Source organism: Acidovorax sp. SRI_002 (assembly GCF_057586455.1).
The window spans coordinates 512,826-537,076 of sequence record NZ_JBYCZW010000002.1; the positions used below are offsets into that span (position 1 = coordinate 512,826).

General features: G+C 65.4%; 17 protein-coding genes. 11 read left to right on the forward strand and 6 right to left on the reverse strand.

Annotation, left to right across the window (positions count from 1 at the left end; genetic code table 11):
* The first annotated feature begins 81 nt into the window (after positions 1-81).
* A complete protein-coding gene (locus tag AC2YJX_RS07345; RefSeq protein ID WP_487255646.1) occupies positions 82-3,693 on the forward strand; it encodes a hybrid sensor histidine kinase/response regulator in 3,612 nt (1,203 codons plus the stop codon).
* Entirely contained in the window at positions 3,693-4,763 is a 1,071-nt protein-coding gene (locus tag AC2YJX_RS07350; RefSeq protein ID WP_487255647.1) for a response regulator, read from the forward strand. The genes AC2YJX_RS07345 and AC2YJX_RS07350 overlap by 1 nt, the downstream gene beginning before the upstream one ends.
* An 89-nt stretch (positions 4,764-4,852) precedes the next feature.
* Here the strand turns inward: AC2YJX_RS07350 and AC2YJX_RS07355 are convergent, their stop codons facing one another.
* Together AC2YJX_RS07355 and AC2YJX_RS07360 are read right to left on the reverse strand one after the other, a co-directional pair.
* Positions 4,853-5,179 carry a plasmid stabilization protein gene (locus tag AC2YJX_RS07355; RefSeq protein WP_487255648.1) on the reverse strand — a complete coding sequence of 109 codons (327 nt, stop codon included), beginning with the start codon at positions 5,177-5,179 and terminating at the stop codon, positions 4,853-4,855.
* Positions 5,180-5,644: 465 nt separating this feature from the next.
* Positions 5,645-6,331 carry a DUF3334 family protein gene (locus tag AC2YJX_RS07360; RefSeq protein WP_121422533.1) on the reverse strand — a complete coding sequence of 229 codons (687 nt, stop codon included), beginning with the start codon at positions 6,329-6,331 and terminating at the stop codon, positions 5,645-5,647.
* Between the two features lie 268 nt (positions 6,332-6,599).
* On the opposite strand from AC2YJX_RS07360, the gene AC2YJX_RS07365 reads away from it, so the two are divergent.
* Both AC2YJX_RS07365 and AC2YJX_RS07370 read left to right on the forward strand, forming a co-directional pair.
* Positions 6,600-7,784 carry an S-methyl thiohydantoin desulfurase domain-containing protein gene (locus tag AC2YJX_RS07365; RefSeq protein ID WP_487255649.1) on the forward strand — a complete coding sequence of 395 codons (1,185 nt, stop codon included), beginning with the start codon at positions 6,600-6,602 and terminating at the stop codon, positions 7,782-7,784.
* Between the two features lie 22 nt (positions 7,785-7,806).
* Entirely contained in the window at positions 7,807-8,865 is a 1,059-nt protein-coding gene (locus tag AC2YJX_RS07370) for a sensor domain-containing diguanylate cyclase (protein WP_487255650.1), read from the forward strand.
* Positions 8,866-8,879: 14 nt separating this feature from the next.
* Here the strand turns inward: AC2YJX_RS07370 and AC2YJX_RS07375 are convergent, their stop codons facing one another.
* From AC2YJX_RS07375 to AC2YJX_RS07385, 3 genes are all read right to left on the reverse strand, one after another.
* Entirely contained in the window at positions 8,880-10,181 is a 1,302-nt protein-coding gene (locus tag AC2YJX_RS07375) for a UDP-N-acetylglucosamine 1-carboxyvinyltransferase (protein WP_487255651.1), read from the reverse strand.
* Positions 10,182-11,121: 940 nt separating this feature from the next.
* The gene (locus AC2YJX_RS07380; protein ID WP_487255652.1) at positions 11,122-11,580 is read right to left on the reverse strand and encodes a (2Fe-2S)-binding protein; all 459 of its coding nucleotides are present in this window, start codon (positions 11,578-11,580) and stop codon (positions 11,122-11,124) included.
* A 19-nt stretch (positions 11,581-11,599) separates the two neighbouring features.
* Entirely contained in the window at positions 11,600-13,870 is a 2,271-nt protein-coding gene (locus AC2YJX_RS07385) for a xanthine dehydrogenase family protein molybdopterin-binding subunit (RefSeq protein ID WP_487255653.1), read from the reverse strand.
* A gap of 348 nt (positions 13,871-14,218) precedes the next feature.
* Between AC2YJX_RS07385 and urtA the strand changes: the two genes are divergently transcribed.
* The 5 genes from urtA (at position 14,219) to urtE (ending at position 20,894) form a co-directional block, all read left to right on the forward strand.
* Entirely contained in the window at positions 14,219-15,490 is a 1,272-nt protein-coding gene (gene urtA, locus AC2YJX_RS07390; RefSeq protein WP_121423059.1) for an urea ABC transporter substrate-binding protein, read from the forward strand.
* Positions 15,491-15,649: 159 nt separating this feature from the next.
* Positions 15,650-17,230 (forward strand): urea ABC transporter permease subunit UrtB, encoded by a 1,581-nt coding sequence (urtB, locus tag AC2YJX_RS07395; RefSeq protein WP_487255654.1) that lies wholly within the window; start codon positions 15,650-15,652, stop codon positions 17,228-17,230.
* 21 nt (positions 17,231-17,251) lie between these two features.
* Positions 17,252-18,388, forward strand: a complete 1,137-nt coding sequence (gene urtC / locus AC2YJX_RS07400) for an urea ABC transporter permease subunit UrtC (RefSeq protein WP_431152044.1) — start codon at positions 17,252-17,254, stop codon at positions 18,386-18,388.
* Complete coding sequence (urtD, locus tag AC2YJX_RS07405) at positions 18,385-19,260, forward strand: urea ABC transporter ATP-binding protein UrtD (protein ID WP_487255655.1); 876 nt, start codon at positions 18,385-18,387, stop codon at positions 19,258-19,260. The genes urtC and urtD overlap by 4 nt, the downstream gene beginning before the upstream one ends.
* 941 nt (positions 19,261-20,201) lie before the next feature.
* Positions 20,202-20,894 (forward strand): urea ABC transporter ATP-binding subunit UrtE, encoded by a 693-nt coding sequence (urtE, locus tag AC2YJX_RS07410; RefSeq protein ID WP_055398987.1) that lies wholly within the window; start codon positions 20,202-20,204, stop codon positions 20,892-20,894.
* Between the two features lie 17 nt (positions 20,895-20,911).
* On the opposite strand, the gene AC2YJX_RS07415 is transcribed toward urtE, so the two are convergent.
* Complete coding sequence (locus AC2YJX_RS07415; protein WP_431152048.1) at positions 20,912-21,766, reverse strand: phosphatase PAP2 family protein; 855 nt, start codon at positions 21,764-21,766, stop codon at positions 20,912-20,914.
* Positions 21,767-22,056: 290 nt separating this feature from the next.
* On the opposite strand from AC2YJX_RS07415, the gene AC2YJX_RS07420 reads away from it, so the two are divergent.
* Both AC2YJX_RS07420 and AC2YJX_RS07425 read left to right on the forward strand, forming a co-directional pair.
* On the forward strand, positions 22,057-23,124 hold the full coding sequence (locus AC2YJX_RS07420) for a diacylglycerol/lipid kinase family protein (RefSeq protein ID WP_487255656.1): 1,068 nt from the start codon (positions 22,057-22,059) through the stop codon (positions 23,122-23,124).
* A gap of 140 nt (positions 23,125-23,264) precedes the next feature.
* A complete protein-coding gene (locus AC2YJX_RS07425) occupies positions 23,265-24,059 on the forward strand; it encodes a metallophosphoesterase family protein (RefSeq protein WP_487255657.1) in 795 nt (264 codons plus the stop codon).
* Positions 24,060-24,251: the final 192 nt, after the last annotated feature.

Here is a 24,251-nt window from a genome sequence, read left to right on the forward strand (position 1 = left end):
CAGAGGGCGCAGGGGTGGTGCCCACCCGCGGCGGCCGTGGCATGGAAACTGCACTTGCAGGGCTTGTCGCAACCCCTGTCCATGCCTCCCTCCACCGCCTCTCTTGTCCCGCCCGACGTGGCCTCGGCGCCCGCATTGGGGCCGGATGCCGACGCGCAAGCGCCGCAGCAGGTCGTCAAGGTGCGCCGCGACTACAACAGCTGGGTCGCCACCGAGACCATGGAGGACTACGCACTGCGCTACACCCCCCAGCGCTTTCGCAAATGGTCTGAATGGCGCGTGGCCAACACAGCGTTCGGGGCTGCGTCTTTCCTGATCCTGGAAGCCGTGGGCGCCACGCTGCTGGTGCAGTACGGCTTCATCAATGCCTTCTGGGCCATCGTGGCCACGGGGCTCATCATCTTCCTGGCGGGGCTGCCCATCAGCGTGTATGCGGCGCGCTATGGGGTGGACATGGACCTGCTCACGCGCGGCGCGGGGTTTGGCTACATCGGCTCCACGCTCACCTCGCTGATCTACGCGAGCTTCACCTTCATCTTCTTCGCGCTGGAGGCCGCCGTGATGGCCTACGCACTGGAGCTGGCGCTCGACATCCCGCCCACCTGGGGTTACCTCATCTGCGCCATTGTGGTGATTCCGCTGGTCACGCATGGCGTGTCGGCCATCAGCCGCCTGCAGGTGTGGACACAGCCGCTGTGGCTGGTGATGCTGGTGGTGCCGTTTGTGTATGTGATCGTGCGCGATCCTGGTGCGTTTTCTGGCATCGTGCACTACGGTGGTGAGTCAATGCGGGGCGCCACATTCCAGCTGCCCTTGTTTGGTGCGGCGCTCACGGTCGGTATTGCGCTCATTACCCAGATGGGGGAGCAGGCCGACTACCTGCGCTTCATGCCCGCATCCACCCCCGCCACACGTGGGCGCTGGTGGCTGGGCGTGCTGGTGGGCGGGCCGGGCTGGGTGGTGCTGGGCGTGCTCAAGATGCTGGGCGGCGCGCTGCTGGCTTATCTGGCGCTCACGCACATGGTGCCTGCCGAGCGTGCGGTGGACCCCAACCAGATGTACCTGGCCGCGTATGAATACGTGTTCCCCCACTACGGCTGGGCGGTGGCGGCCACGGCGTTGTTTGTGGTGGTCTCGCAGCTCAAGATCAATGTGACCAACGCCTACGCAGGCTCGCTGGCGTGGTCGAACTTCTTCTCGCGCCTTACCCACAGCCACCCGGGGCGCGTGGTGTGGGTGGTGTTCAACACCCTCATCGCATTCATGCTGATGGAGATGAACGTGTTCCGCGCCATGGGCGAGGTGCTGGGGCTGTACTCCAACATCGCCATCGCCTGGATCATGTCGGTGGTGGCCGACCTCGTCATCAACAAGCCGCTGGGCCTGTCGCCCAAGGGCATCGAGTTCAAGCGCGCGCACCTGTACGACATCAATCCGGTGGGCGTGGGCTCGATGGCGCTCGCGTCCATCCTGTCCATCAGCGCGCACCTGGGCCTGTTCGGACCGCTGCCGCAGGCGTTCTCGGCGGTGATTGCGATGGCGGTGGCCTTTGTCACCGCACCGCTCATTGCCTGGGCCACTGGAGGGCGCTACTACATTGCGCGCCAGCCCGATCCCGCTGCGGTGACCGATGTGGTGGCGGTGCCCATGCACGGTCCGGTCAGCGGCAAACAAGGTGCTGACCTGGGCAGCTACGTGCGTTACACCGTGCAGCGCTGCGTGATCTGCGAGCGCGAGTACGAAGCCCCGGACATGGCCCAGTGCCCTGCTTACCGGGGGGCTATCTGCTCGCTGTGCTGCACGCTCGATGCGCGATGCGGCGACCTGTGCAAACCCCACGCGAGCATGGCGGTGCAATGGTCGGCCGCGCTGCGCTGGGTGCTGCCGCGCGCCATGTGGCGCTACCTGGACACGGGCCTGGGTCACTTCCTGCTGCTGATGCTGGTGATAGCGCCGCTGCTGGCCTCGGTGATGGGGCTGCTGTACCACCAGGAGCTCAACACCATCGCCCAGGCGGCCACTGACACCGAGGTGATGGCGGCACCCGAAGTGGCGCTGCGCTCGGGCCTGCTCAAGGCCTATCTTGCACTGCTGGTCATTTCGGGCATCGTGGCCTGGTGGCTGGTGCTGGCGCACAAAAGCCGCCAGGTGGCGCAGGAGGAATCCAACCGGCAGACGGGCCTATTGGTGCGCGAGATCGAGCTGCACCGCCAGACCGACGAGGCCCTGCAGACCGCGCGCAGCGTGGCCGAGCAGGCGCGCCAGGTGGCCGAAGAAGCCAAGCGCGCTGCCGACCAGGCCAACCAGGCCAAGAGCCGCTACATCAGCGCCATCAGCCACGAGATCCGCACGCCGCTCAACTCCATCCTGGGCTACGCGCAGCTGATGGGCGAGGACGCGGGCGTGCCCCCGCACCGCAAGCAGGCGGTACATGTGATCCGCCGGGGGGGCGAGCACCTGCTCTCGCTCATCGAGGGCACGCTCGACATCGCGCGCATCGAATCCGGCAAGCTCACGCTGGACGTGACGCCCATGCGTTTTTCCGATGGCCTGCATGAGATGGCCAGCCTGTTTGAACTGCAGGCCGCGGCCAAGGGCCTGGCCTTCCAGTTTGATGTGCTGGGCGTGATTCCGGAAGTGGTGCGTGCCGACGAAAAGCGCCTGCGCCAGATCCTCATCAACCTGCTGGGCAACGCCGTCAAATTCACCGCGCACGGCACCGTCACGCTGCGCGTGCGCTATGCACGCGAAATGGCGCGCATCGAGGTGCAGGACACCGGACCAGGCCTCACGTCCGAGGAGATCGAGCGCATCTTCGAGCCCTTTGCGCGCGGCGGCTCGGGCGGTGGCAACACCGCGGCCGCGCCGGGCGCAGGCCTGGGCCTGACCATTGCCAAGATGCTCACCGCGCTCATGGGCGGCGAGCTGACGGTGAGCAGCACCCCAGGCGTGGGCTCTGTGTTCCACGTCAAGCTGTTTCTGCCCGAGGTGCATGGGGATGCGCTGGGCAAGGCGGCGGCGCCTGTGGCTGTGCAAGCCCAGCGCGCGCGCAGAGGGTATGCCGGCGAGCGCCGCCGCATCCTGGTCGTGGACAACGAAGAGCCCGACCGCGAGCTGCTGGTGCAACTGCTCGAACCCCTGGGCTTTGAGCTGCGCCAGGCGGCCAGCGGCCACGATGCGCTGGATCTCCTGGCCACCGGCTACCGGCCGCACGCAATCTTCATGGACCTGGCCATGCCGGGCATCGACGGGTGGGAGACCTTGCGGCGCGTGCGGCAGATGCGGTTGCCGAACGTGCATTGCGCCATTGTTTCCGCCAATGCGTTTGACAAGGCGCTGGACAACGACGTGGACATCCGCCCCGAAGACTTCATCGTCAAGCCCGTGCGCCATAGCGAGCTGCTCGACTGGCTGGAGCGCCGTTTGGGGTTGCTGTGGCAATACGGCGAAGCCAATACGACCCCCGCCTTGCCTGCGGCAGCGGATGCGCCCCTCACATACCCCGACACCACCGCCCTTGCCGCCTTGGCCCAGGCAGTGTCTTTGGGCTACTACCGTGGCATCCTCAACACGCTGGACGACATTGAACGCAGCCAGCCCGCGCACAGCGCTTTTGTGGGCACCATGCGGCAGCTGGCCAAGCAGTTCCAGTTCGATGCCATGGGCCAGATCCTGGAGCAGGCGCCATCGTGATGACCACCACCAACCCACTACCCATTCACGCATCCGCAGCGCCCGGCGCGGCGCTGGACCGCAGCGACAGCGACGTGGTGCTCATCGTGGACGATGTGCCCGACAACCTGGCCGTGCTGCACGACGCGCTCGATGAGTCGGGCTACACCGTGCTGGTCGCCACGCATGGCGAGGCAGCCCTGCAGCGCGCAGCGCAGGCCCTGCCCGACATTGTTCTGCTCGACGCCATGATGCCTGGCATGGACGGCTTTGAAGTGGCGCGGCGCCTGAAGGCATCGCCCGCCACGGCACACATCCCCATCATCTTCATGACGGGCCTCACCGAAACCGAGCACCTTGTGGCCGCGCTGGAGGCGGGTGGTGTGGACTACGTCACCAAGCCCATCAAGCCCCGCGAGGTGATGGCGCGCATGGGCGTGCACCTGGGCGCAGCCCGCAAGGCCCGGCAGGACGCCCGCCAGGCCCGCGAGGCGCGCAACGCGCTCGATGCGTTTGGCTACGCCAGCATCACCGTGCGTGCGTCGGACGGCCGCATCGTCTGGCAAACCCCGCTGGCGCGCGAGCTGCTGCAAAGCTACTTTGGCGAAGTGAGCCCCGATGGCACGCCCACCGCATTTGGCCAATGGGCGCCCGAGCCGGTGCAGGCCTGGCTGCGCCGCCATGTGCTGGCCGACAACGCCGCCGAGCTGCTGGCCGCATCGCTGGCGGAACCGCCACGTCTGGCGGTGGAACAGGGCGCGCGCCGCCTCACCTTCCGCCTGCACCAGCAGGCGGGGGACAGCGCCGGCGGCGGCGACTGGCTCATCGTGATGCGCGAGGTGTCGGACGCGAAGATCATCGAATCCATGAGCCTGTCCTTCAAGCTCACCGCGCGCGAGGCCGAGGTGCTGTACTGGGTGGTCAAGGGCAAGATCAACCGCGACATCGGCGACATCCTGGGCGCGAGCCCCGCCACGGTGAAGAAACACTTGGAGCGCGTGTTCGCCAAGCTGGGGGTGGAGACGCGCACCGCAGCGGCGGCCATGGCCATGAACCGCATCCGGCAGCTGCACCCGCAGTTTGAGGGATAGATTTTGGTGTTTTTGGCCGCTAGCGCTGGTTGCTAAAGCGCTGGTAGCTATGAATTTTGAAGAGCCAGTGTGACCGCCTAGGCCGCGCGTCAGCGGCCCACAGCCTTCTCCAGCTCTTGCTTGTTCATCTTTGAGCGCCCCTTGATCCCCTGCCGTTTGGCGTCTTCGTAGAGCTGATCCCGGGTGCGCCCCTGCGGGCCACGGTGCGAGTTCCTGCCTCCGCGCACGGGCGCAGGCGTGGCATGCAGGGTCTTGGGGGCGACGGTTTTACTTTCGCCGTTCTGTGCGCGTTCCTTGTTGACCGTGCGGGCCGCGATTTCCTCGGCCGTGTCTTCGTCCTTGCCGCGTTCCAGCAGGCTGTCCTTGATGTGTTCGTACTGGCGCTCGCGTTTGGCGCTCCAGGTTCCGCGTGGCATGGTGGGCTCTTCCGAGTGGCAGGGTGATGAGCGTTTCAGCTTAGGCCCTGGCCCGGCGGCCCCGGTCAGTGTTGCGCGGGGGCGGGTGTAGGACGCATGCCCCGCATGTCTTCTGAAGGGAGTGGTAGCCCTAGTCCACTGAAACCGAGAAATCGGCTGAGCGTGAGGGTCTGGCAGGGCCGCACTCTAGGCGGCGGGCGCAGCCGGGTTGCACACCCGGCGAGCACGGCAACGACGAGGGCGGCCCTGCCAGACCCTCACCCTTCGGGCCGGGGTGGCAGCAGGCGCATCGCGGCGTTGCGGACTTTGCCAAGGCGGTCAGCCTTGGCCGCAGTCCGCGCCTTGCGCTGCACCCGCTGCCACCTCGGCGCACAGCCGATTTCTCGGTTTCAGTGGACTAGTTGGGTCAAAAATCGGCTTTAGCGCTTATTTGACAAGCGCTTATAGCTATTATTTTTGAATCAACTACATCCCCAGCGACTTCAGCAGCGCGTCTGTGTCGTCCTGCCCCGCAGGCGGTGGCGCGGGCACGGGAGGGGCTTCTTGCGACTGGGCCATCAGCGCGTCGGCATCCGGCACTTCCTGCGCCTCGAAGTCGTAGAGCTTGATGAACTCGGTGCGGTCGATGGCCAGTTCCAGGTAGAAGATGTTGTTGTTGCTGGTGTAGAAGGTCACACGCCGGGCTTCGGGCTTGTCCAGGTTGGCGTCCACGCTCAGCATCACCTGCTTGTTCAGCACCAGCATCTTGGGCTGGTTCTGGGTGATGTGGGTCTGCAGCTCGCGGCGCACCTTGCCGGTGAAGTCGCCCACCACCTGGTTCATCAGCTCGCCCATCACGTTGCTCACTTCGTCCGACGTGTAGGAGCTGACCAGATCGTCCTTGGACATGCCCATGTTCAGCAGGTAGTTGGCATACAGCTCCATCGCGGCCTGGGCCGAGAAGTTGATGATGACCAGCCCCGAGAAGCCGCCATCGAACAGCACAAAACAGCCGATGTCGGGCTTGAGGCACGTCTTGCTGATGCGTTGCACCATGCCGGAGTAGTGGATCTGGCTGTGGGTGGCCACGTTCAAGACCCGGGTGACGGAGTTGCACAGGCTGATCAGCAGATCTTCGGTGCCGTAGACGGGGGATTTATCGGGGAGGCTCATGGTGTGGGTAGGCATCTGCCAGGAAAAACAACAACAAAACTGCAACGCAGACAGAGCATAGGCGATGGCGCACCGCGAGGCCAGAGTGCTTTCCGCCCTGGTGCGCTCAGCTGCGGGTGTTGGCCGTGCGGTTCTTGGGCGCAGAACTTGCGTGCCCTTGATCCGGGTCATACCACGTTGGCGCCCTGGGCCCGCATGGGATGCAGCGGATTGACAACCAACCGGGCAGGCGTATCGTGCCTCCCATACCAAAAGAGAGGGGCGCCAGATGGGTGTTGTCTATAACTATGGGTTGGCTGATTTCCAGTCGATTGCGGCGGGCGCAGCGGTTTTGGCCAGTGGGGGGGGCGGCAGCTACCACGACGCTTGTTCGATCCTTCAGGAGCTGGCTGGTCAGGGCTGGAGCGGCACGGTCACGGTGCAGGACTATGACGGCGCCACCAACGCCTGTGTGCTCGCCATCATGGGCTCGCCCGATGCGGCCGACAGCCTCACGCTGTCTGCGGTGCAAAACTCGGTCAGCAACACCGTGGCCGTGATGGAGGCCAGCACCGGTGCCCTGCTGGGCGCCTTGATCCCTGTGGAGATCGGGCCCATCAATTCGCTGGTGCCGCTCATTGGCGCGGCCATGTCGCAGGGCGCGGTCTGGGTGGTCAACGGCGATGGCGCCGGCCGTGCCGTGCCCGAACTGCCCCAGACCACCTTCACCGGCGGTGCGCAGCTTGCGCCGTGCCCCGCTGTGCTGGCCAGCGATGCCTCTACGCTGGTGGATCTGGAATCCGCCGTGCTGGGCGCCTCCACCGCTGCGCGCGTGGAAACCCTGGCGGGTGGCGTGGTGGCCGGGTTTGGCGGGTATTCGGGCATCGCCATGTGGCCCTCCAACGCGGGCAACGGCTTTGCGTTGTCGGGCAGCTACATACCGGGCACGCTGGAGCAGGCGCGGGGCCTGGGGCAGTTTCTGCTACAGGCCGCCACGCCGCCCGCCACCGCTGCAGTGGCCGGTGTGATCACCATGATCACCGGCCGCCCAGCCAGCGCGGTGGTGACCAATTTTTTCATCACCTCGGTCACGCAGTCCACCTCCAGCGCGTCGCTGGATTCGGGCATCATCCGCCTGGACAACACACAGGACCCGAGCCTGAGCACCGAGACGCACTATCTGTACAACCTGAACGAGAACCTCATCATGTACTCGTCTGCGAGCGTGGCGCCCGATGTCATCGCCCCCGACTCCATCTGCTACTACTCGGAAAGCACGGGCCGCGGCTTCTCCAACGCCAGCGACGACCTGGCCCTGTACTTCGATCCCACCACGGGCAAAAGCACGGGCCAGATGGTCAGCGTGATCGCCGTACGGACGGCCCCCCAGCTTTACAACACCCCGGGTGTGGTGGCGTCGTTTGCCGGTTTGCTGCGCAATATGGGTTACGCCGGGGCCATGCCGTCGGCCTGAAGAATCAAGGGTTTTTGCCGCCATGGGTGATGAAGCAGACCTGAACAAGGAGCGGCTGGAGCTGGTGCTGGAGGCCGCCGGGCTGGACCTGTGGGAGAACGACCTGGTCAGCGGCCAGGTCACCCACAAGGCCTCCAAGACCTTTGAGGAGCTGGGTTTTACCCAGGACGAAATCGTGACGGGCGTGCAGGACATCTTTGGCCTGTTCCACCCTGGCGATCTGGACAAGGTCAAGCAGGCGGTGGCCGACCACGTGGCAGGCATCACGCCGCAGTACCGTGCCGAGTTCCGGCTGCGCTCCAAGGCGGGCGAGTGGATCTGGTTTGCCAACTACGGCCGCATCATGGACCGCAGCAGCGCCACCCCCGGCAAGCGGTTGATAGGTGTCACCTTCAACATCCATGACCGCAAGCAGAAGGAAGACGAGATTGCGCAGATCAACCAGCAGCTGCTGGAGCAGAACAAGCTGCTGCAGGAGCTCAATACCGCGCTGGAGTTGCTGGCCGCCAATGACTCTCTGACGGGCCTGGCCAACCGGCGCACGCTGATGGAACTGGGCGCGAACGAATGCAAACGCACCGAGCGTTTTGACCACCCGCTGTCCCTGCTGGTGGTGGATATTGACCTGTTCAAGACGGTCAACGACGCCTGGGGGCACCTTGCGGGAGACCGCGTGATCTGCGCCGTGGCCCAGGCCTGCGCGGCGCGCAAGCGCAGCGGTGTGGACATCGTGGCGCGGTTCGGGGGCGAGGAGTTTGTGATCGTATTGCCCGAAACCGATGGCGTCAGCGCCTTGCGTGTGGCCGAATCACTGCGCCACGATGTGGCCGCGTTGAGCGTGCCCGTGAATGAGCAGGGTGCGAGTGCTTCGGTCACCGTGAGCATCGGTGTGGCCACGATGCACAAGGGCTCGGGCATCGGCTTTGAAGAGCTGGTCAACCGTGCCGACAAGGCCCTGTACCGCGCCAAGGGCACGGGGCGCAACGCCGTGTACTGCGCCGATGTGCAGCAGGTTGGGGCCCCGGCGGTCCATGTACTCATTGAGCCGGACGAAGACGCAGACGGCGTTTTCGCCGCCTAAGGCCCCCTCGCTCTTTACTCTTCGCTCGTCCACTCTACCTGCACGCCCAGGCTGCGCAGGTTCTCCACAAAGTGCGGGTGGGCACGGCGGATGGGTGTGGCGTTGCGGATCTCCGAGCGCCCGGGCGTGCTCGCCGCCACCATGAAGAGCGCAATGGCCACGCGGATGATGTAAGGGCTCTCTACCACCGCAGGGGTCAGCGGGTTGCCGCCAAAGGTGACGAGCCGGTGCGGGTCGGACTGGAACACGTGTGCGCCAAATTTGGACAGCTCGCCCGCCCAGCCCAGGGCGCCGTCGTAGACCTTGTTCCAGAACAGTGCATTGCCCTCGGCCCGCACCCCCAGCGCAATGAAGATGGGCAGCAGATCCACCGGAAAATACGGCCAGGGCGCGGCCTCGACCTTGGTCAGCACGTTGCTGGTGAACGGCGTCTGCACCTTGAGCGGGCCGTCGCACCGGGCGCGCGACCAGCCGTCCTCGTGCGTGATCGTGACGCCAAACTTGGCAAACGTGCGGTCGATGAGCGGAAAGTTCTCGGGCGCGCTGTTTTTCACCACCACGTCGCCACCGGTGATCGCGCCCAAGGCGAGGAAGGTCGTGATCTCGTGAAAGTCTTCGTCAAAGCGGAACTCGCCACCGCGCAGGGTGGTGCCACCATGCACCGTGATGCGCGAGGTGCCCATGCCCTCAATGCGCACGCCGATCATGGCCATGAAGCGGCAGAACTCCTGCACGTGGGGCTCCGACGCGGCGTTCGTCAGCACCGACGTGCCCTCGGCCGTGGCGGCGCACAGCACGAAGTTCTCGGTGGTGGTGACCGATGCGTAGTCCAGCCAGTGGTGGTTGGCCTGCAGCCGGCCCGCGCTGCGGATTAGCAGCGAGCCCTCCGCCCGCTCCACGCGGCCACCAAAGCGGTGGAACACCTCCACATGCGGGTCGATCTCGCGCACGCCCAGGGTGCAACCCTTGACGTTGTCCTCCAGCCGCGCCACGCCAAAGCGCGCCAGCAGCGGGGGCACCAGCATGATGGACGAGCGCATTTCCTCGGGCAGGCGGTGGAGGGCGGCATCGAACGTGGTGGCGTGGTGGTGCAACTCCAGCGTGCCGGTGGCGTGGTCCATGCGCACATCGCTGCCCAGGGTGCGGAAGATGTCGAGGATCTTGCGCACGTCGGTAATGTCGGGCACGCCCAGCAGGCGCAGCGGCTCGTTGGTGAGCAGCGTGGCGCACAGCACGGGCAGCACGGCGTTCTTGTTGGCAGAAGGGGTGATGCGGCCCCGCAGCGGGGTGCCGCCGTGGACGACGAGGTTGGACATGGGGAGGGAGGAGAAGAGGCCTGGGCGGGCCAGGGGTTGCGCGAGGTCGATACTCTAACTGGGTTGTGTGTATGGGGGCGGTGTGCCTGGTTTGTGGGCGGAGGCCGGGGAGCGCGCCCGGCAGCGCGGTAACTTTCTTTCGCGTCGCCGAAAGAAAGTCACCAAAGAAAGGGCGACCCCCAGTCTGCGACCCCTTCGCGTTGCGAAGGGGCAACCTGCGGCGGGGCGGTTGCGGGGTGCGCCGTGGAACTCGCTTTGCGCTGGCGCGCGCCGCTCGGACAACCACGGCGAGTCAGTTAACGAAGCATGGGCGCTTCGACGCCCATGCTCACCCCGCAACCGCCCCGCCGCAGGCGCAGCCAGCAGGGGGTTGGGCACCCGAACATCCAACAGCCGAACAGCCACACGGGCCTTTGCTTCGCTCGGCCTCACCTCGCGGGCGCAAGCGCCACGCGCTGCGCAAACTGGGCCGAGCGAAGCAATGGCCCGAATGGATGTCTGCTCCCCGGGTTCCCTTCAGGATGCGCCGAGGAGCGCAGCGGCCAGCGGATCAGGGCTCGCGATTGTTTGAGCGCAGTGAAACGAAGCGAGTTCGAGCGAGACCCCGCTGGGCGCGAGTACCGCAGGTTTCCCCACACGCCCGCAAGGGCGTGTGGGGACGCAGCGTGTAGGGTCGCGTTCTCTTTGGTGACTTTCTCTTGGCGAGGCAAGAGAAAGTTACTGCGCCGCCGGGCGCACACCCCGGCCTCCGCCCTCCAACCAGGCATGCGGCAAATCCAGTGCACAAGCCCAGGCTTCGTCAAGCTCAGCCCGAACGGGCAGATGAACCGATCAGACCCTGACAAACTCAGCCCGAATGGCCGACAGCATGGGGTATGCTGCAAAAATAATAGCTATAAGCGCTTTATGGACAAGCGCCAGCGGCAGAAACAACCAAAAATTAACCCCGCCCCTCAGCCACCCGATGAATCGCCGCCCGAATCCTCGGATACGTCCCACACCGGCACGCATTGCCACCCATCGCGGCATCAATGTCCGCATCGCTGGGCTTCGGGGTCTTCTTCAGCAGCGCGCAGGCCGACATCAGCTGCCCGCTCTGGCAGTAGCCGCACTGCGCCACATCCAGCACCGTCCATGCGGTGCGCAGGGCCGTGGCCTCTGGGCCTTGCAGGCCCTCGATGGTGGTCACATCGGCATCGCCCACGGCCGACAGGGGCGTGATGCAGGCGCGCACGGGCTCGCCGTTCAGATGCACGGTGCAGGCGCCGCACAGCGCCATGCCGCAGCCAAACTTGGTGCCGTTCATGTGCAGCTCGCCGCGCAGCACCCACAGCAGGGGCGTGTCGGGTTCGGCGGTGACGGCGATAGCTTTGCCGTTGATGCGCAAGGTTGTGGACATGGTGGTTCCTTGAATCGATTCAGGCCAGCTTCAGTGGCAGGGCGCGCAGGCGCTGGCCGGTGAGTGCGAAGAGGGCGTTGGCCACCGCAGGCGCAATGGGCGGCACGCCGGGCTCGCCCACGCCCTCGGGCGGTTCGGCGCTGTCGATGATGTGGGTCTCCACCCGTGGGCAGTCGGCCATGCGGAGCAGTGGCACGTCGTGAAAATTGCTCTGCTGCACCTGCCCGTCCTTCAGGGTGATCTCGCCATACAGCGCCGCCGTGAGGCCAAACACCACGCCGCTTTCCATCTGCTGCGCAATCAGGTTGGGGTTGATGGCCGCACCGCAGTCGACAACGCACACCACGCGGTGCACGCGTATGGCCTTGTCCGCCCCCACCGACACCTCGGCCACCTGCGCCACGATGGAGCCGAACGACTGGTGCAGCGCCACACCGCGCGCACGCTGCTCGCCTGCCGCGCCGGGCGCCAGCGGCGTGCCCCAGCCCGCCAGCTCGGCCGCCTTTTGCAGCACCTTCAGATGGCGCGGGTGCTTTTGCAGCAGTGCGGCGCGAAACGCCACCGGGTCCTGCTTGGCCGCTGCTGCGGCCTCGTCCACAAAACTTTCCTTGAAAAACGCCTGGTGCGAATGCCCGACCGAGCGCCAGAAGCCCACCGGCAGCGGCAGGTCGACGATCTCGTGCGCAATGCGCGCATGGGGCCATTCGTAGGGCTGGTCGAACGCGCCTTCGGACGTGGTCTTGTCCGGCCCTGCGCCTGCGAGGCCAAAGGTGCGCACCAGCACCTGCGGCACGATGGCCTGGCCCACCGACACGTTGTGCCACGCCACCAGCTGGCCCTGCGCGTCAAACCCCGCCTTGAAGCGGGCCATGCACGCCGGGCGGTAGAAGTCGTGCTGCGTGTCCTGCTCGCGGCTCCACAGCGTTTGCACCGGCGCACCACCGGCCACCTTGGCTATGGCGGCGGCCTGGGCCACGTAGTCGGCCTCCAGCCTGCGGCCAAAGCCGCCACCCAGCAGCAGCTGGTGCAAGGTCACTTTTTCGTCGTCGATGCCTAGCGCCTTGGCCGCCGCGCGGCGCGCCAGGCCCGGCACCTGGGTGGATGTCCACACGGTGGCAGCGCCGTCTTTGAACTGCACCGTGCAGTTGATCGGCTCCAGCGCGGCGTGGGCCAGGTAGGGCGCGCGGTAGTCGGCGGTGATGGTGGTCGCAGCGCCTTGCATGGCCGCGTCCACATCGCCCGCGCTGTGGTAGCCAAAGCCTTTGGCCTGGTCCAGCGCCTGGGCCAGTCGCGCCATCACGGTTTCGCTCGACAAGGTGGCGGCGGGGCCGTGGTCCCATTCCACGGTGACTGCGGCGGCGGCCTTTTTGGCGTGCCACGGCGTGTCGGCAATCACGGCCACGCCGCCCGTGCCGCCGTGGTAGGGCGCCACTTCGAGCACGTGCTTCACGCCGGGCAGCTTCTGGGCGGCGGCTGCATCAAAGCGGGCCACCTTGCCGCCGCGTGTGGGACACATCACGAGACAGGCGTGCAGCAGGCCGGGCGGGTTGGCGTCGATGCCGAACACGGCCGTGCCATCGAGTTTGGACGGCGCCTCGATGCGCGTGAGCGGCTTGCCGATCAGCTTGAACTGCGCGGGCTCCTTCAGCGTGACCTTGCCCGGCATGGGCTGCTGCGCGGCCAGGGCGGCCAGTTCGCCAAAGGTGGCGCGCTGCCCTGCAGAGTGTTCTACCCAGCCTGCGTTGGCCGTGCACTCGGTCGCCTGCACGCCCCACTGCGCAGCGGCAGCGCGGATCAGCATCGCACGCGCATGGGCGCCAGCTTCGCGCATGGGCAGCCACAGGTCCTTGATGCTGCTCGATCCGCCCGTCATCATCACGCCCACCTCGCGCATCGTCTTGGCAGTCAGCCAGCCGGCCACGGCCTTCATCGAGCCATCGTTGTCGGGGTGAAAGGGCAGGCCGTCCACCACCGTGGCGAGGTTGTTGTAGATATCGTCGATGGGCGTCATCTCCAGCCGCACCTGCGCCCAGTCGGCGTCCAGCTCTTCGGCCAGGATGGCGGCCAGGCCCGTGTGTGCGCCCTGGCCCATTTCGGACTTGGCCATCATCACCGTCACGGTGTTGTCGGCCCCCACTTTGACCCAGCCGTTCAGCGCGGCCTGTCCGCGGGTCTGCGGCAGCGGGTCAGACGGGTGCAGGCGCTGGCGCGGCGGCATCACGCCCCAGCCAATGACCAGCGCGCCCGCTGTTGCGGCGCCGCCGAGGAGCACTGTGCGTCGTTTCACCATGGGTTCATTCCTTATTGGGGCCTTAGCCGCCCATCGTAAATCCGAGGGGCGTTTCTCCACCACCGGGATTGCCGCAGATTTTGAGTGTTTTTGGCCCCTGGCGCTTATATATAAAGCGCTATTAGCTACTGATTGCATAGCGTTTCGCCTACCCGACACAACGCAGGTGCCCAAGCTCTGCGCATGGGCAGCCGGACCTCCGTGTACGCCACCCGGCGTATTTCCGAAGAAGGCCTCGCTCTCCAGAATCCATTCCATCGCTCGATCACCCAGGGCCTCCGGAGGGAGCCCGGCGAGCGAAGCGGTTTGATTGTTGGATTGATTGAAACCACCACCGGAGAAGCACACATGCAACGTCGTTATTCCCTCAAGGCCCTTGCGGCCGTCGCTACGCTCGCTGGCCTGTCTGCGCTGCCAGCCCACGCGCAGGACACCATCAAGGTCGGTATCCTGCACAGCCTGTCGGGCACCATGGCCATCTCCGAGACCGTGTTGAAAGACACGGTGCTCATGGCCATCGACGAGATCAACGCCAAGGGCGGCGTGCTGGGCAAGAAGCTCGAACCCGTGGTGGTGGACCCGGCCTCCAACTGGCCCCTGTTTGCCGAAAAAACCAAGCAGCTGCTCGGCCAGGACAAGGTCTCGGTCATCTTCGGCTGCTGGACCTCGGTGTCGCGCAAGTCGGTGCTGCCCGTGGTTGAAGAAATGAACGGCCTGCTGTTCTACCCCGTGCAGTACGAGGGTGAAGAACTGTCCAAGAACGTGTTCTACACCGGCGCCGCGCCCAACCAGCAAGCCATCCCTGCGGTGGACTACCTGATGAGTAAGGACGGCGGCAGCGCCAAGCGCTGGGTGCTCTTGGGCACAGACTATGTGTACCCCCGCACCACCAACAAGATCCTGCGCGCCTACCTCAAGTCCAAGGGCGTGAAGGACAGCGACATCGACGAGAAGTACACCCCGTTCGGCCACTCCGACTACCAGACCATCGTGGCGGACATCAAGAAGTTCAGCCAGGGCGGCAAGACGGCTGTGGTCTCCACCATCAACGGCGACTCGAACGTGCCGTTCTACAAGGAACTGGGCAACGCAGGCCTGAAGGCCAAGGACGTGCCTGTGGTCGCCTTCTCGGTGGGCGAGGAAGAACTGCGCGGCGTGGACACCAAGCCGCTGGTGGGCCACCTCGCCGCATGGAACTACTTCCAGTCCATCAAGAGCCCGGCCAACACCGAGTTCATCAAGAAGTGGAGCGACTACGCCAAGGCCAAGGGCATTGCCGGCCACAAAGACAAGCCGCTCACCAACGACCCGATGGAAGCTACCTACATCGGTATCAACATGTGGGCCCAGGCCGTGACCAAGGCCAAGAGCACTGACACCGACAAGGTGATTGCCGCCATGGCCGGCCAGACCTTCAAGGCGCCCTCGGGCATCGTGAGCAAGATGGACGAGAAGAACCACCACCTGCACAAGAGCGTGTTCATCGGAGAGATCAAGGCCGACGGTCAGTTCAACGTGGTGTGGAAGACCCCCGGCCCGGTAAAGGCCAAGCCATGGTCTCCATATATCGAAGGCAACGACAAGAAGAAGGACGAGCCGGACGGCAAGTCGAAACTCTGAGCACCCCCCTGAGGCGCTTGCGCGCCTTCACCCCCTCTCTCACGCTTGCGCGTGGGAGGGGGGACGCCGCCAGCGCGGCGGGGCGGCCCTTGCGCGGCGGCCCTCGCTTTTAGATCGTGCGTGCTCTGCGGCCCACTGCTTTTTCATACAGCCCTCGTCATGCTTGCTTCCATTTTTTCTCGCCTGATCGCCTGCCTGCTGCTGTGTGCAGCCGTGCAGGCGCACGCACTCACGGCCGAGGCGGCGCGGGCCATGGCCAGTGGCGATACCGACGAGCGCATCGCCGCGCTGCAGCAGGCCATTGCCACCCCCGACGACGCCACGCTGGCCTTTATCCGCGCCATGGGTGAAGACGCTGTCAAAATCGCAGGCGACAAGGCCATCGTCATGAAGGACGACAAGGGCTACGACCCGGTGAGTGGCGCCGAGGTGCTCGTGCCCGACGATGCCGAAGACATCGTCAACAACAACCGCATGCGGGGCGAGTTCGACGCAGCGCTGGCTTCGCTGCAACTGCTGTCGCCCGATGTGGCCCAGCGCCGCACCGCCATCGACGCGCTGCGCGAAGAGACCGACGAGGCGCGTCTGCCCCTCATCGAGAAGGCCCTGGCCGCCGAGAAGAACGCCGACCTGCAAGCCCGACTCGAAGCCATCCGCGCGCGCATCCTGCTGGCGAGCAGCGATGCGTCGCAACGCCTGAAGGCCGCGCAGTATCTGGCCACCAGCGGCAACCCCGGCACGCGCACCGTGCTGCTGGAGCAGCTGCGCAATGAACAGGATCCTCAGGTCAAAGCCGCCATCCAGGCCGCGCTGACAGCGGTGGAAGGCCGTCTGCAGTGGGGCGAGAAGCTGGCCGCGCTGTTCACCGGCATCAGCCTGGGCTCCATCCTGCTGTTGGTGGCGCTGGGCCTGGCCATCACCTACGGGCTGATGGGCGTGATCAACATGGCCCACGGCGAGCTGATGATGATCGGCGCCTATGCCACCTATGTGATGCAGGGCGTGTTCCAGCGGTACTTTCCGGGTGCGTTCGACTGGTACTTGGTCGCGGCCGTGCCGGTGGCATTCATGGCGTCGGCCCTGATGGGCGCGGTGCTGGAGCGAAGCGTGATCCGCTTCTTGTATGGCCGCCCGCTGGAGACGTTGCTGGCCACCTGGGGCATCAGCCTGATGCTCCAGCAGCTGGTGCGCACCGTGTTCGGTGCGCAAAACGTGGGCGTGGAAAACCCCGCGTGGATGAGCGGCGGCGTGCAGCTCATGGAAAACCTGCAGCTGCCCTGGAACCGCGTGATCATCGTCGCCTTCGCGCTGGCGGTGCTGGCCGGTGTGGCCTTCCTCATCAGCAAAACGCGCCTTGGCCTGTTTGTGCGCGGCGTGACGCAGAACCGGCCCATTGCCTCGTGCATGGGCGTGAACACGGCGCGGGTGGATACCTATGCCTTTGCGCTGGGCTCGGGCATCGCGGGCCTGGCGGGCTGCGCGCTGAGCCAGGTGGGCAACGTGGGGCCCGACCTGGGGCAGAGCTACATCGTGGACTCGTTCATGGTGGTAGTGCTGGGCGGCGTGGGCCAGCTGGCCGGCACCGTGTATGCCGCGCTGGGCCTTGGTGTGCTCAACAAGTTCCTCGAAGGCTGGACGGGCGCCGTGCTGGCCAAGATCGCCGTGCTGGTATTCATCATCATCTTCATCCAGAAGCGGCCGCAGGGCATCTTTGCGGTCAAGGGGCGTACGGCCGATTGAGGCCGATAGAGACAGACTGATATGACTACGCCATCTCCTATCCAACTTCCTGCTCCGGCGCCGCTGCTCACGCGCGGCGGCTGGTCGGCCTTCTTCGTTGCGCTCATCGTGGTGTGCGCCGTGGCCCCCGTGCTCAACCTGTGGGTGCCCGCAGGCAGCATGTTCCACCTGTCGGACTACGCCGTGGCGCTGCTCGGCAAGATCATGTGCTACGCCATCTGCGCACTCGCCATGGACTTGATCTGGGGCTACACCGGCATCCTGAGCCTGGGCCACGGCCTGTTCTTCGCTTTGGGGGGCTATGTGATGGGCATGTACCTCATGCGCCAGATCGGCCGCGACGGCAACTACAAGAGCGACCTGCCCGACTTCATGGTGTTCCTCGACTGGAAGGAGCTGCCCTGGCACTGGGCGCTGTCCGACAGCTTTGTGGCCACCTTAATCCTCATCGTGGCGGTGCCCGGCGTGATCGCGTTTGTGTTCGGCTACTTCGCCTTCCGCTCGCGCATCAAGGGTGTGTATTTCTCCATCATCACCCAGGCCATGACCTATGCGGCCATGCTGCTGTTCTTTCGCAACGAGACGGGCTTTGGCGGGAACAACGGCTTTACCGACTTCAAGCGCATTCTGGGCATGCCCCTGGCCACGCAGAACATGCGCATGACGCTGTTCGTGCTCACGGGCGTGACGTTGCTGGTGTTCTTTTTGCTGGCCCGCTGGCTGGTGCGCAGCAAGTTCGGCCGCGTGCTGCAGGCGGTGCGCGATGCCGAAACGCGCGTCATGTTCTCGGGCTACTCGCCGCTGCCCTACAAGCTCACCATCTGGACCATCAGCGCGATGATGTGCGGCGTGGCGGGCGCGCTGTATGTGCCCCAGGTCGGCATCATCAACCCCGGCGAGATGAGCGCCGCCAACTCCATCGAGATCGCGGTGTGGGCTGCAGTGGGTGGCCGCGCCACGCTGATCGGGCCCATCGTGGGGGCGTTCATCGTCAATGGTGCCAAGAGCTGGCTCACCGTGACGGCGCCAGAATTCTGGCTGTACTTTCTGGGCGCGCTGTTCATCGCCGTCACGCTGTTCCTGCCCGATGGTGTGGTGGGCCTGGTGAAGAAGTTGAAGAAGAACAACAACAAGAAAACCGAAGGAGCCGCGCCATGACGCCTGATCTGATGGACGAAGGCGCGCGGCGCATTCAGGCCCGGCTGGCACCTGCTGCGCTGGGCCAGACCGAATCCGGTGGCCGCACTGCAGGCTTCTCGCGCATCGCCACGCCCGGCGAGGTGGATATCACCCACGGCCGCATCCTGTACCTGGAAGATGTGAACGTAAGCTTTGACGGCTTCAAAGCCATCAATAACCTGAGCCTGGACATCGCACCCGGCGAGCTGCGCTGCATCATCGGCCCCAATGGTGCGGGCAAGACGACGATGATGGACATCATCACCGGCAAGACGCGGCCGGACAGCGGCACGGTGTATTTCGGCTCGACCATCGACCTGCTGCGCCACAACGAGCCGGAGATCGCTAGCCTGGGGATCGGCCGCAAGTTTCAGAAGCCCACGGTGTTTGAGCAGCTCAGTGTGTTCGAGAACCTGGAACTGGCCTTGAAGACGCACAAGGGCGTGACGTCGAGCATGTTCTTCCGTCTCGACTCAATGCAGTCGGACCGGCTGGCCGAGATCCTGCACACGATTCATCTGGCAGACAGCGTGGCGCGCATGGCGGGGAATCTGAGCCATGGGCAAAAGCAGTGGCTCGAGATTGGCATGCTGCTGATGCAGGACCCCAAGTTGTTGTTGCTGGATGAGCCGGTGGCGGGGATGACGGATGAGGAAACCGCGCGCACTGCGGAGCTGTTTTTGACACTCAAGGGCAAGCATTCGCTGATGGTGGTAGAGCACGACATGTCTTTCATTCGCACCATTTCGGAGATCGTGACGGTGTTGTGCGATGGGGCGGTGCTGGCACAGGGGACGCTGGATCAGGTGCAGGCGGATGAGCGGGTGATTGAGGTTTATTTGGGGCGGTGATGGTGCTTTGCCGCTCTGGTTCCTTTGGTCTTGTGAACGCCCGCGATCCGTTCGGGCTGAGCTTGTCGAAGCTGGGGCTTGCGCGCTGTTTTGGGCGGTGTGCTTGTGTTGAGGGCGGAGGCCGGGTTGTCGCCCCGGCAGGCGACTCACTTTTCTTTGCTTCGCCAAAGAAAAGTAAGCAAAAGAAAGGCGACCCCCAGTCTGCGACCCCTTCGCGTTGCGAAAGGGAAAACCTGCGGCGGGGCGGTTGCGGGGTGCGCCGTGGAACTCGCTTTGCGCCTGCGGCGCGCCGCTCGGACAACCACGGCGAGTCAGTTCACGAAGCATGGGCGCTTCGACGCCCATGCTCACCCCGCAACCGCCCCGTCGCAGGCGCAGCCAGCAGGGGTGGGACAGCCGAACATCCAAACATCCACACGGGCCTTTGCTTCGCTCGGCCGCGTGTGCGCAGCGCGTGGCGCTTGCGCCCGCGAGATGGGGCCGAGCGCAGCGATGGCCTGTATGGATGTCCGATCCCCAGGGTTCCCTTCTGTGCGTGCCGAGAAGCGCAGGGCAGGGGGTGCGTGCGTGTGCCGAAGGACACACGCACTTCGTGCACTGACTCACCGCAGTTGTCCGAGCGGAGCGCCACAGGCGCGCAGCGAGTTCTGCGGTGGCACCCTCTGCCCGAGCATCACAGGTTGCCCGTAGCGCAGCGAAGGGACGCGCACAGTAGGGTCGCCTTCTCTTTGGTGACTTTCTCTTGGCGAGGCAAGAGAAAGTTACTGCGCCGCCGGGCGCACACCCCGGCTCCCGCCCTCAACAAAGGCACGCGGCCAGATCAGCACGAGAGCCCCGGCTTCGACAAGCTCAGCCCAAACGGGTAGTGAAAGCTATCAAAAATATAGCTATTACCGCTTGCTGAATAAGCGCCATAGGCCAAAAACACTCAAGAAACCACCATGCTCACCGTCCAAAACATCAACCAGTACTACGGCGGCTCCCACATCCTGCGCGACGTGAGCCTCACCGCCCAGGCCGGCAAAGTCACCGTCCTGCTAGGCCGCAACGGTGTGGGCAAGACCACGCTACTCAAAAGCCTCATGGGCCTCGTCCCTATCAAAAGCGGGGGCATCACGTTCGACGGAAAACCCATCGACAAAACCACTCCCTACGACCGGGCGAGAGCAGGCATCGGCTTCGTCCCCCAAGGCCGCGAGATCTTCGGCCGCCTCACGGTAGAAGAAAACCTGCGCATGGGCCTGGCCTACAAAAGCGGCTCCACGCCCGTGCCCCCGCACCTGTACGAGCTGTTTCCCGTGCTCAAGCAGATGCTCAAGCGCCGGGGTGGTGACCTATCCGGCGGGCAACAGCAGCAGCTGGCCATCGCCCGTGCCCTGGCCCCCGGCCCGCGTTTGCTGATCCTCGACGAGCCCACCGAAGGCATCCAGCCCAGCATCATCAAAGACATCGGCCGCGTCATTCGCATGCTGGCCGACAAGGGTGAAATGGCCATCCTGCTGTGCGAGCAGTACTACGACTTCGCGCAGGAGCTGGCCGACGACTACCTGGTGATGGAGCGCGGCGAAGTGATTGCGCGCGGCCCGGGCAGCGAGATGGAAGCCAAGGGAATTCGCAATCTGGTCGCCATCTGAATGAAGGCGACAGACGCTCAGGCCTGCACCAGGCGGTTTTGTGAACCACGCCAGCGCGACACACTCTCCATGATCAGCACCGTGCACAGCACCCAGGTGCCCGCCAGCAGCCAGCCCGCCAGCACATCGCTGGCGTAGTGCACCTGCAGCACCACGCGGCTCCAGCCAGTGGTGAAGATGAGCGCACCCGCTGCCAGCACCGCAGGCAGGTGCCAGGGCCTTGGCAGCAGGCGGGTAGCCAGGTAGGCCAGCATGGCGAAGGCCGCCATCGACGCGCTGCTGTGCCCGCTTGGAAAGCTGAAACCGTGGGCCTGTGCAATGCCATGTTCGTGTTCCGGCCGCACGCGTTCGAATAGTTTTTTCAGGATCTTGGTCAGTGCACCATTGCCCGCCAGGGCCACCAGCCAGCCGGTGGCCAGTAGGCGCTGCTGGCACGCCCACAGCAGCGCCGCCACCACCACGGTGCACCCAGTCAGCACCCACGAATCGCCCAGGTGCGTTAGCACCGCAAACCACTGCAGCACGGCCGTGTCGGCGTGCGTGCGCAGTCCTTGCGCAATGGCATCGTCCAGTGTTCCCCAACGGCCGCCCTCGCTCCAGCTTTCGGCCAGTTCGGCCATCGTGGCGCCCGCCAGCACCAGTGCGAATGCGCTGGCTCCCATGGCGGCCAGCACCACCCCATACGCCTGCGCGGGCAAAAACCTGCGCAGCGGCGGGCTGTGGTGCTGCGCGGTTCGCAAGCCGACCAAGGCCAGCGCGCCCACCAGGGCCGAGGCCACCATGCCTGCCACCCACCATTCCATCGGGTAGCGCGCCAGCAGCGCCCCCAGCGCGGCAAGGTCCATCGGGGTCGTGAGTGTCGTTGTCGTCATCGGGTGCTGGTGGCTTTCTGCGTTTTGTTTTGGAAGTCAATAGGAGGGAGCCGGGCGTTGTAACCGAGTTCCCTACACCCCGCCACAGCGAAGGTGTATGCCCCCTTGCCATGCGGCGTCTGTCGGCAAACTCTGACAGGGCAAGGGCGCAGCTGCTGGCTGCGGCAGGGGCGCGGCGGGGCGATCATTCAGGTCACCGCATTACACAATTCAGGATGGCTGCAGGGGGCTCCCGGGCACAATCCGTGCCCGACGCTCCAGGCGTTGCCTCCTGACGCAGCCGTCGAACCATGACCCCTTCCGAGCATCCCCATCCTGTCCGTCCCCACGGGCCCATCCACCTGGTGGTGCCCAAGCGCCCCGGGGCCGACCTGGACCTGCTGCGCGCCAAGCTGGAGGGCGTGCCTGCCTTGCAGGAGCACGACGTGGTCTGGCATGTGCCCGACCAGCGCGGCGACATCGTGCAGCTGGCGCGCGATGCTGCGCAGGCTGCGCTGGCCGATGGCGGGCTGGTGGTGGCGGCAGGGGGTGACGGCACCATCAACGCCGTGGCCTCGGCTGCGCTGCTGGCGGGGGTGTCACTGGGGGTGGTGCCCATGGGCACGTTCAACTACTTCAGTCGCGAACACGGCCTGGCGCTGGACCCCGAAGCCGCCGTGCAAGACATGCTGCAGGCGCTGCGCAACGGCGACCTGCGCCCGGTGCAGGGCGGTTTTGTCAACCGGCGCATGTTTGTCGTCAACGCCAGTGTGGGCCTGTACCCCAAGATGCTGGCCGACCGCGAAATGGCCTCGCGCCGCTTTGGTCGAAAGCGCTGGGTGGCCGTGGCGGCTGCGGTGTGGAGCATGTTCCGCCCCTCGGCGGGCCGCCGGTGGCGCGTAGTGATGAAGACAGACCGTGGTGCCCAGGCGCAGCAAGAGGAGCACCTGGTCACCACGCTGTTTGTGGGCAACAACCCTTTGCAGCTCGACCGCATGGGCCTGCCGCAGGCGCAAACAGTGGCCGACGGTGGCAAGCTGGCCGTGGTCATGCTCAAGCCCCAAGGCCGCTGGGCCATAGCGCGCACGGTGTGGAACGCGGCCACAGGGCAGCTGCACAAAGACAATGCCGTGGTCAGCATGGCCTGTACCGAGCTGACCGTTACCCCCGCCAGTTGGCGTCCACCGCAAGTCAAGCTGGCGTTTGATGGCGAGCGCGAATGGATGGTGCCGCCCCTGCATTTCCGCCTGAGCGAGCGCCCGCTGTGGCTGGTGGCGCCCACCACCTTGATGCGCGATGATGAGCAGGAAGGCGAGTCCCAGAGTGCGCCAGTTGCAGCGCCAGAGCCCGCGTCGGTGCCCGGTCTCATGCCTGCATGACACTGGTTTGAGAGACTGAAAGTCCTTTATCCATGCCCGCCTTGCACGCAAAAACGTCGCGACTCGAGCCCGGCTAAAAAACTCTCAGCCTCTAACGCCAGCACGTCCCAGGGCAAAAGACACCTCTTCAGAAAGCACCGATGACCGTTTTGATGCACCTCTCGGATCTGCACTTTGGTGCACACGATCCTGCGGTGTGTGCGGCGGCCCAACGGCTGGCGCAGCGGCTGGGCGTGGCGATGGTGGTGGTGTCCGGTGACCTTACGCAGCGCGCCACCGCGGTGCAGTTTGAGCAGGCCGCGCGATTTGTCAAAGGCCTGCATGCCCGCTCTACCCTGGTGCTGGCGGGCAACCACGACCTGCCGCTGTTTGCCTGGTGGATGCGCTGGGGCCGAGCCTACGAGCGCTATACCCACCAGTTCGGCATCGACCAGGAGCCCGTGCGGCAGATGGGCGCCTTTTATGTGGTGGGCGTGAACACCACCCGCGCCTGGCGGCACGAGCGGGGCAGCCTGTCGTCGGCGCAGATCGATCATGTGGCCATGCTGCTGGCGCGCGCCCCGCCAGATGCCTGGCGCATCGTGGCCAGCCACCACCCCCTGGTGTCCCGCGACGCCGCCGACCGCGCGCACCGACCCCACCGGGCGGACGAAGCGTTGCAACGCTGGCGCGCGGCGGGCGCCCATATGCTGCTGTCAGGCCACGTGCACGAACCCAGCGTGTTGCAGCCCCTGCCGGGTCTGTGGGCCTGCCGCGCGGGCACGGCGGTGTCGCATCGCCTGCGCCACGGCAGCCCCAACAGCCTGGTGGTGCTGACGGTAGAAGCCTCAGGCGCCGCCGTGGGGGGCTGGGCCCGCTATGCCGCGCGCTGGGATTACGACGAAGCGGCGGGGGAGTTTGTGTGTGTGCTGCGGCAGGCGGTGGGGGCGGAGTGAGCCACACGCTGTACAAGCAGTGTTGCCCATCAAGATACTCCTATTTTGGTAGCTATAAGCGCTTTCTGGATAAGCGCTAGATGCCAAAAGAACACTAAATATTCAGAGCGCAGGTTCTGAGCAGGCGCATCACTCCTCCCATCTTGTGCGAAAGGGGCAGGGGACGGGGCTGTACCGCGTGGCGCTTGGCCT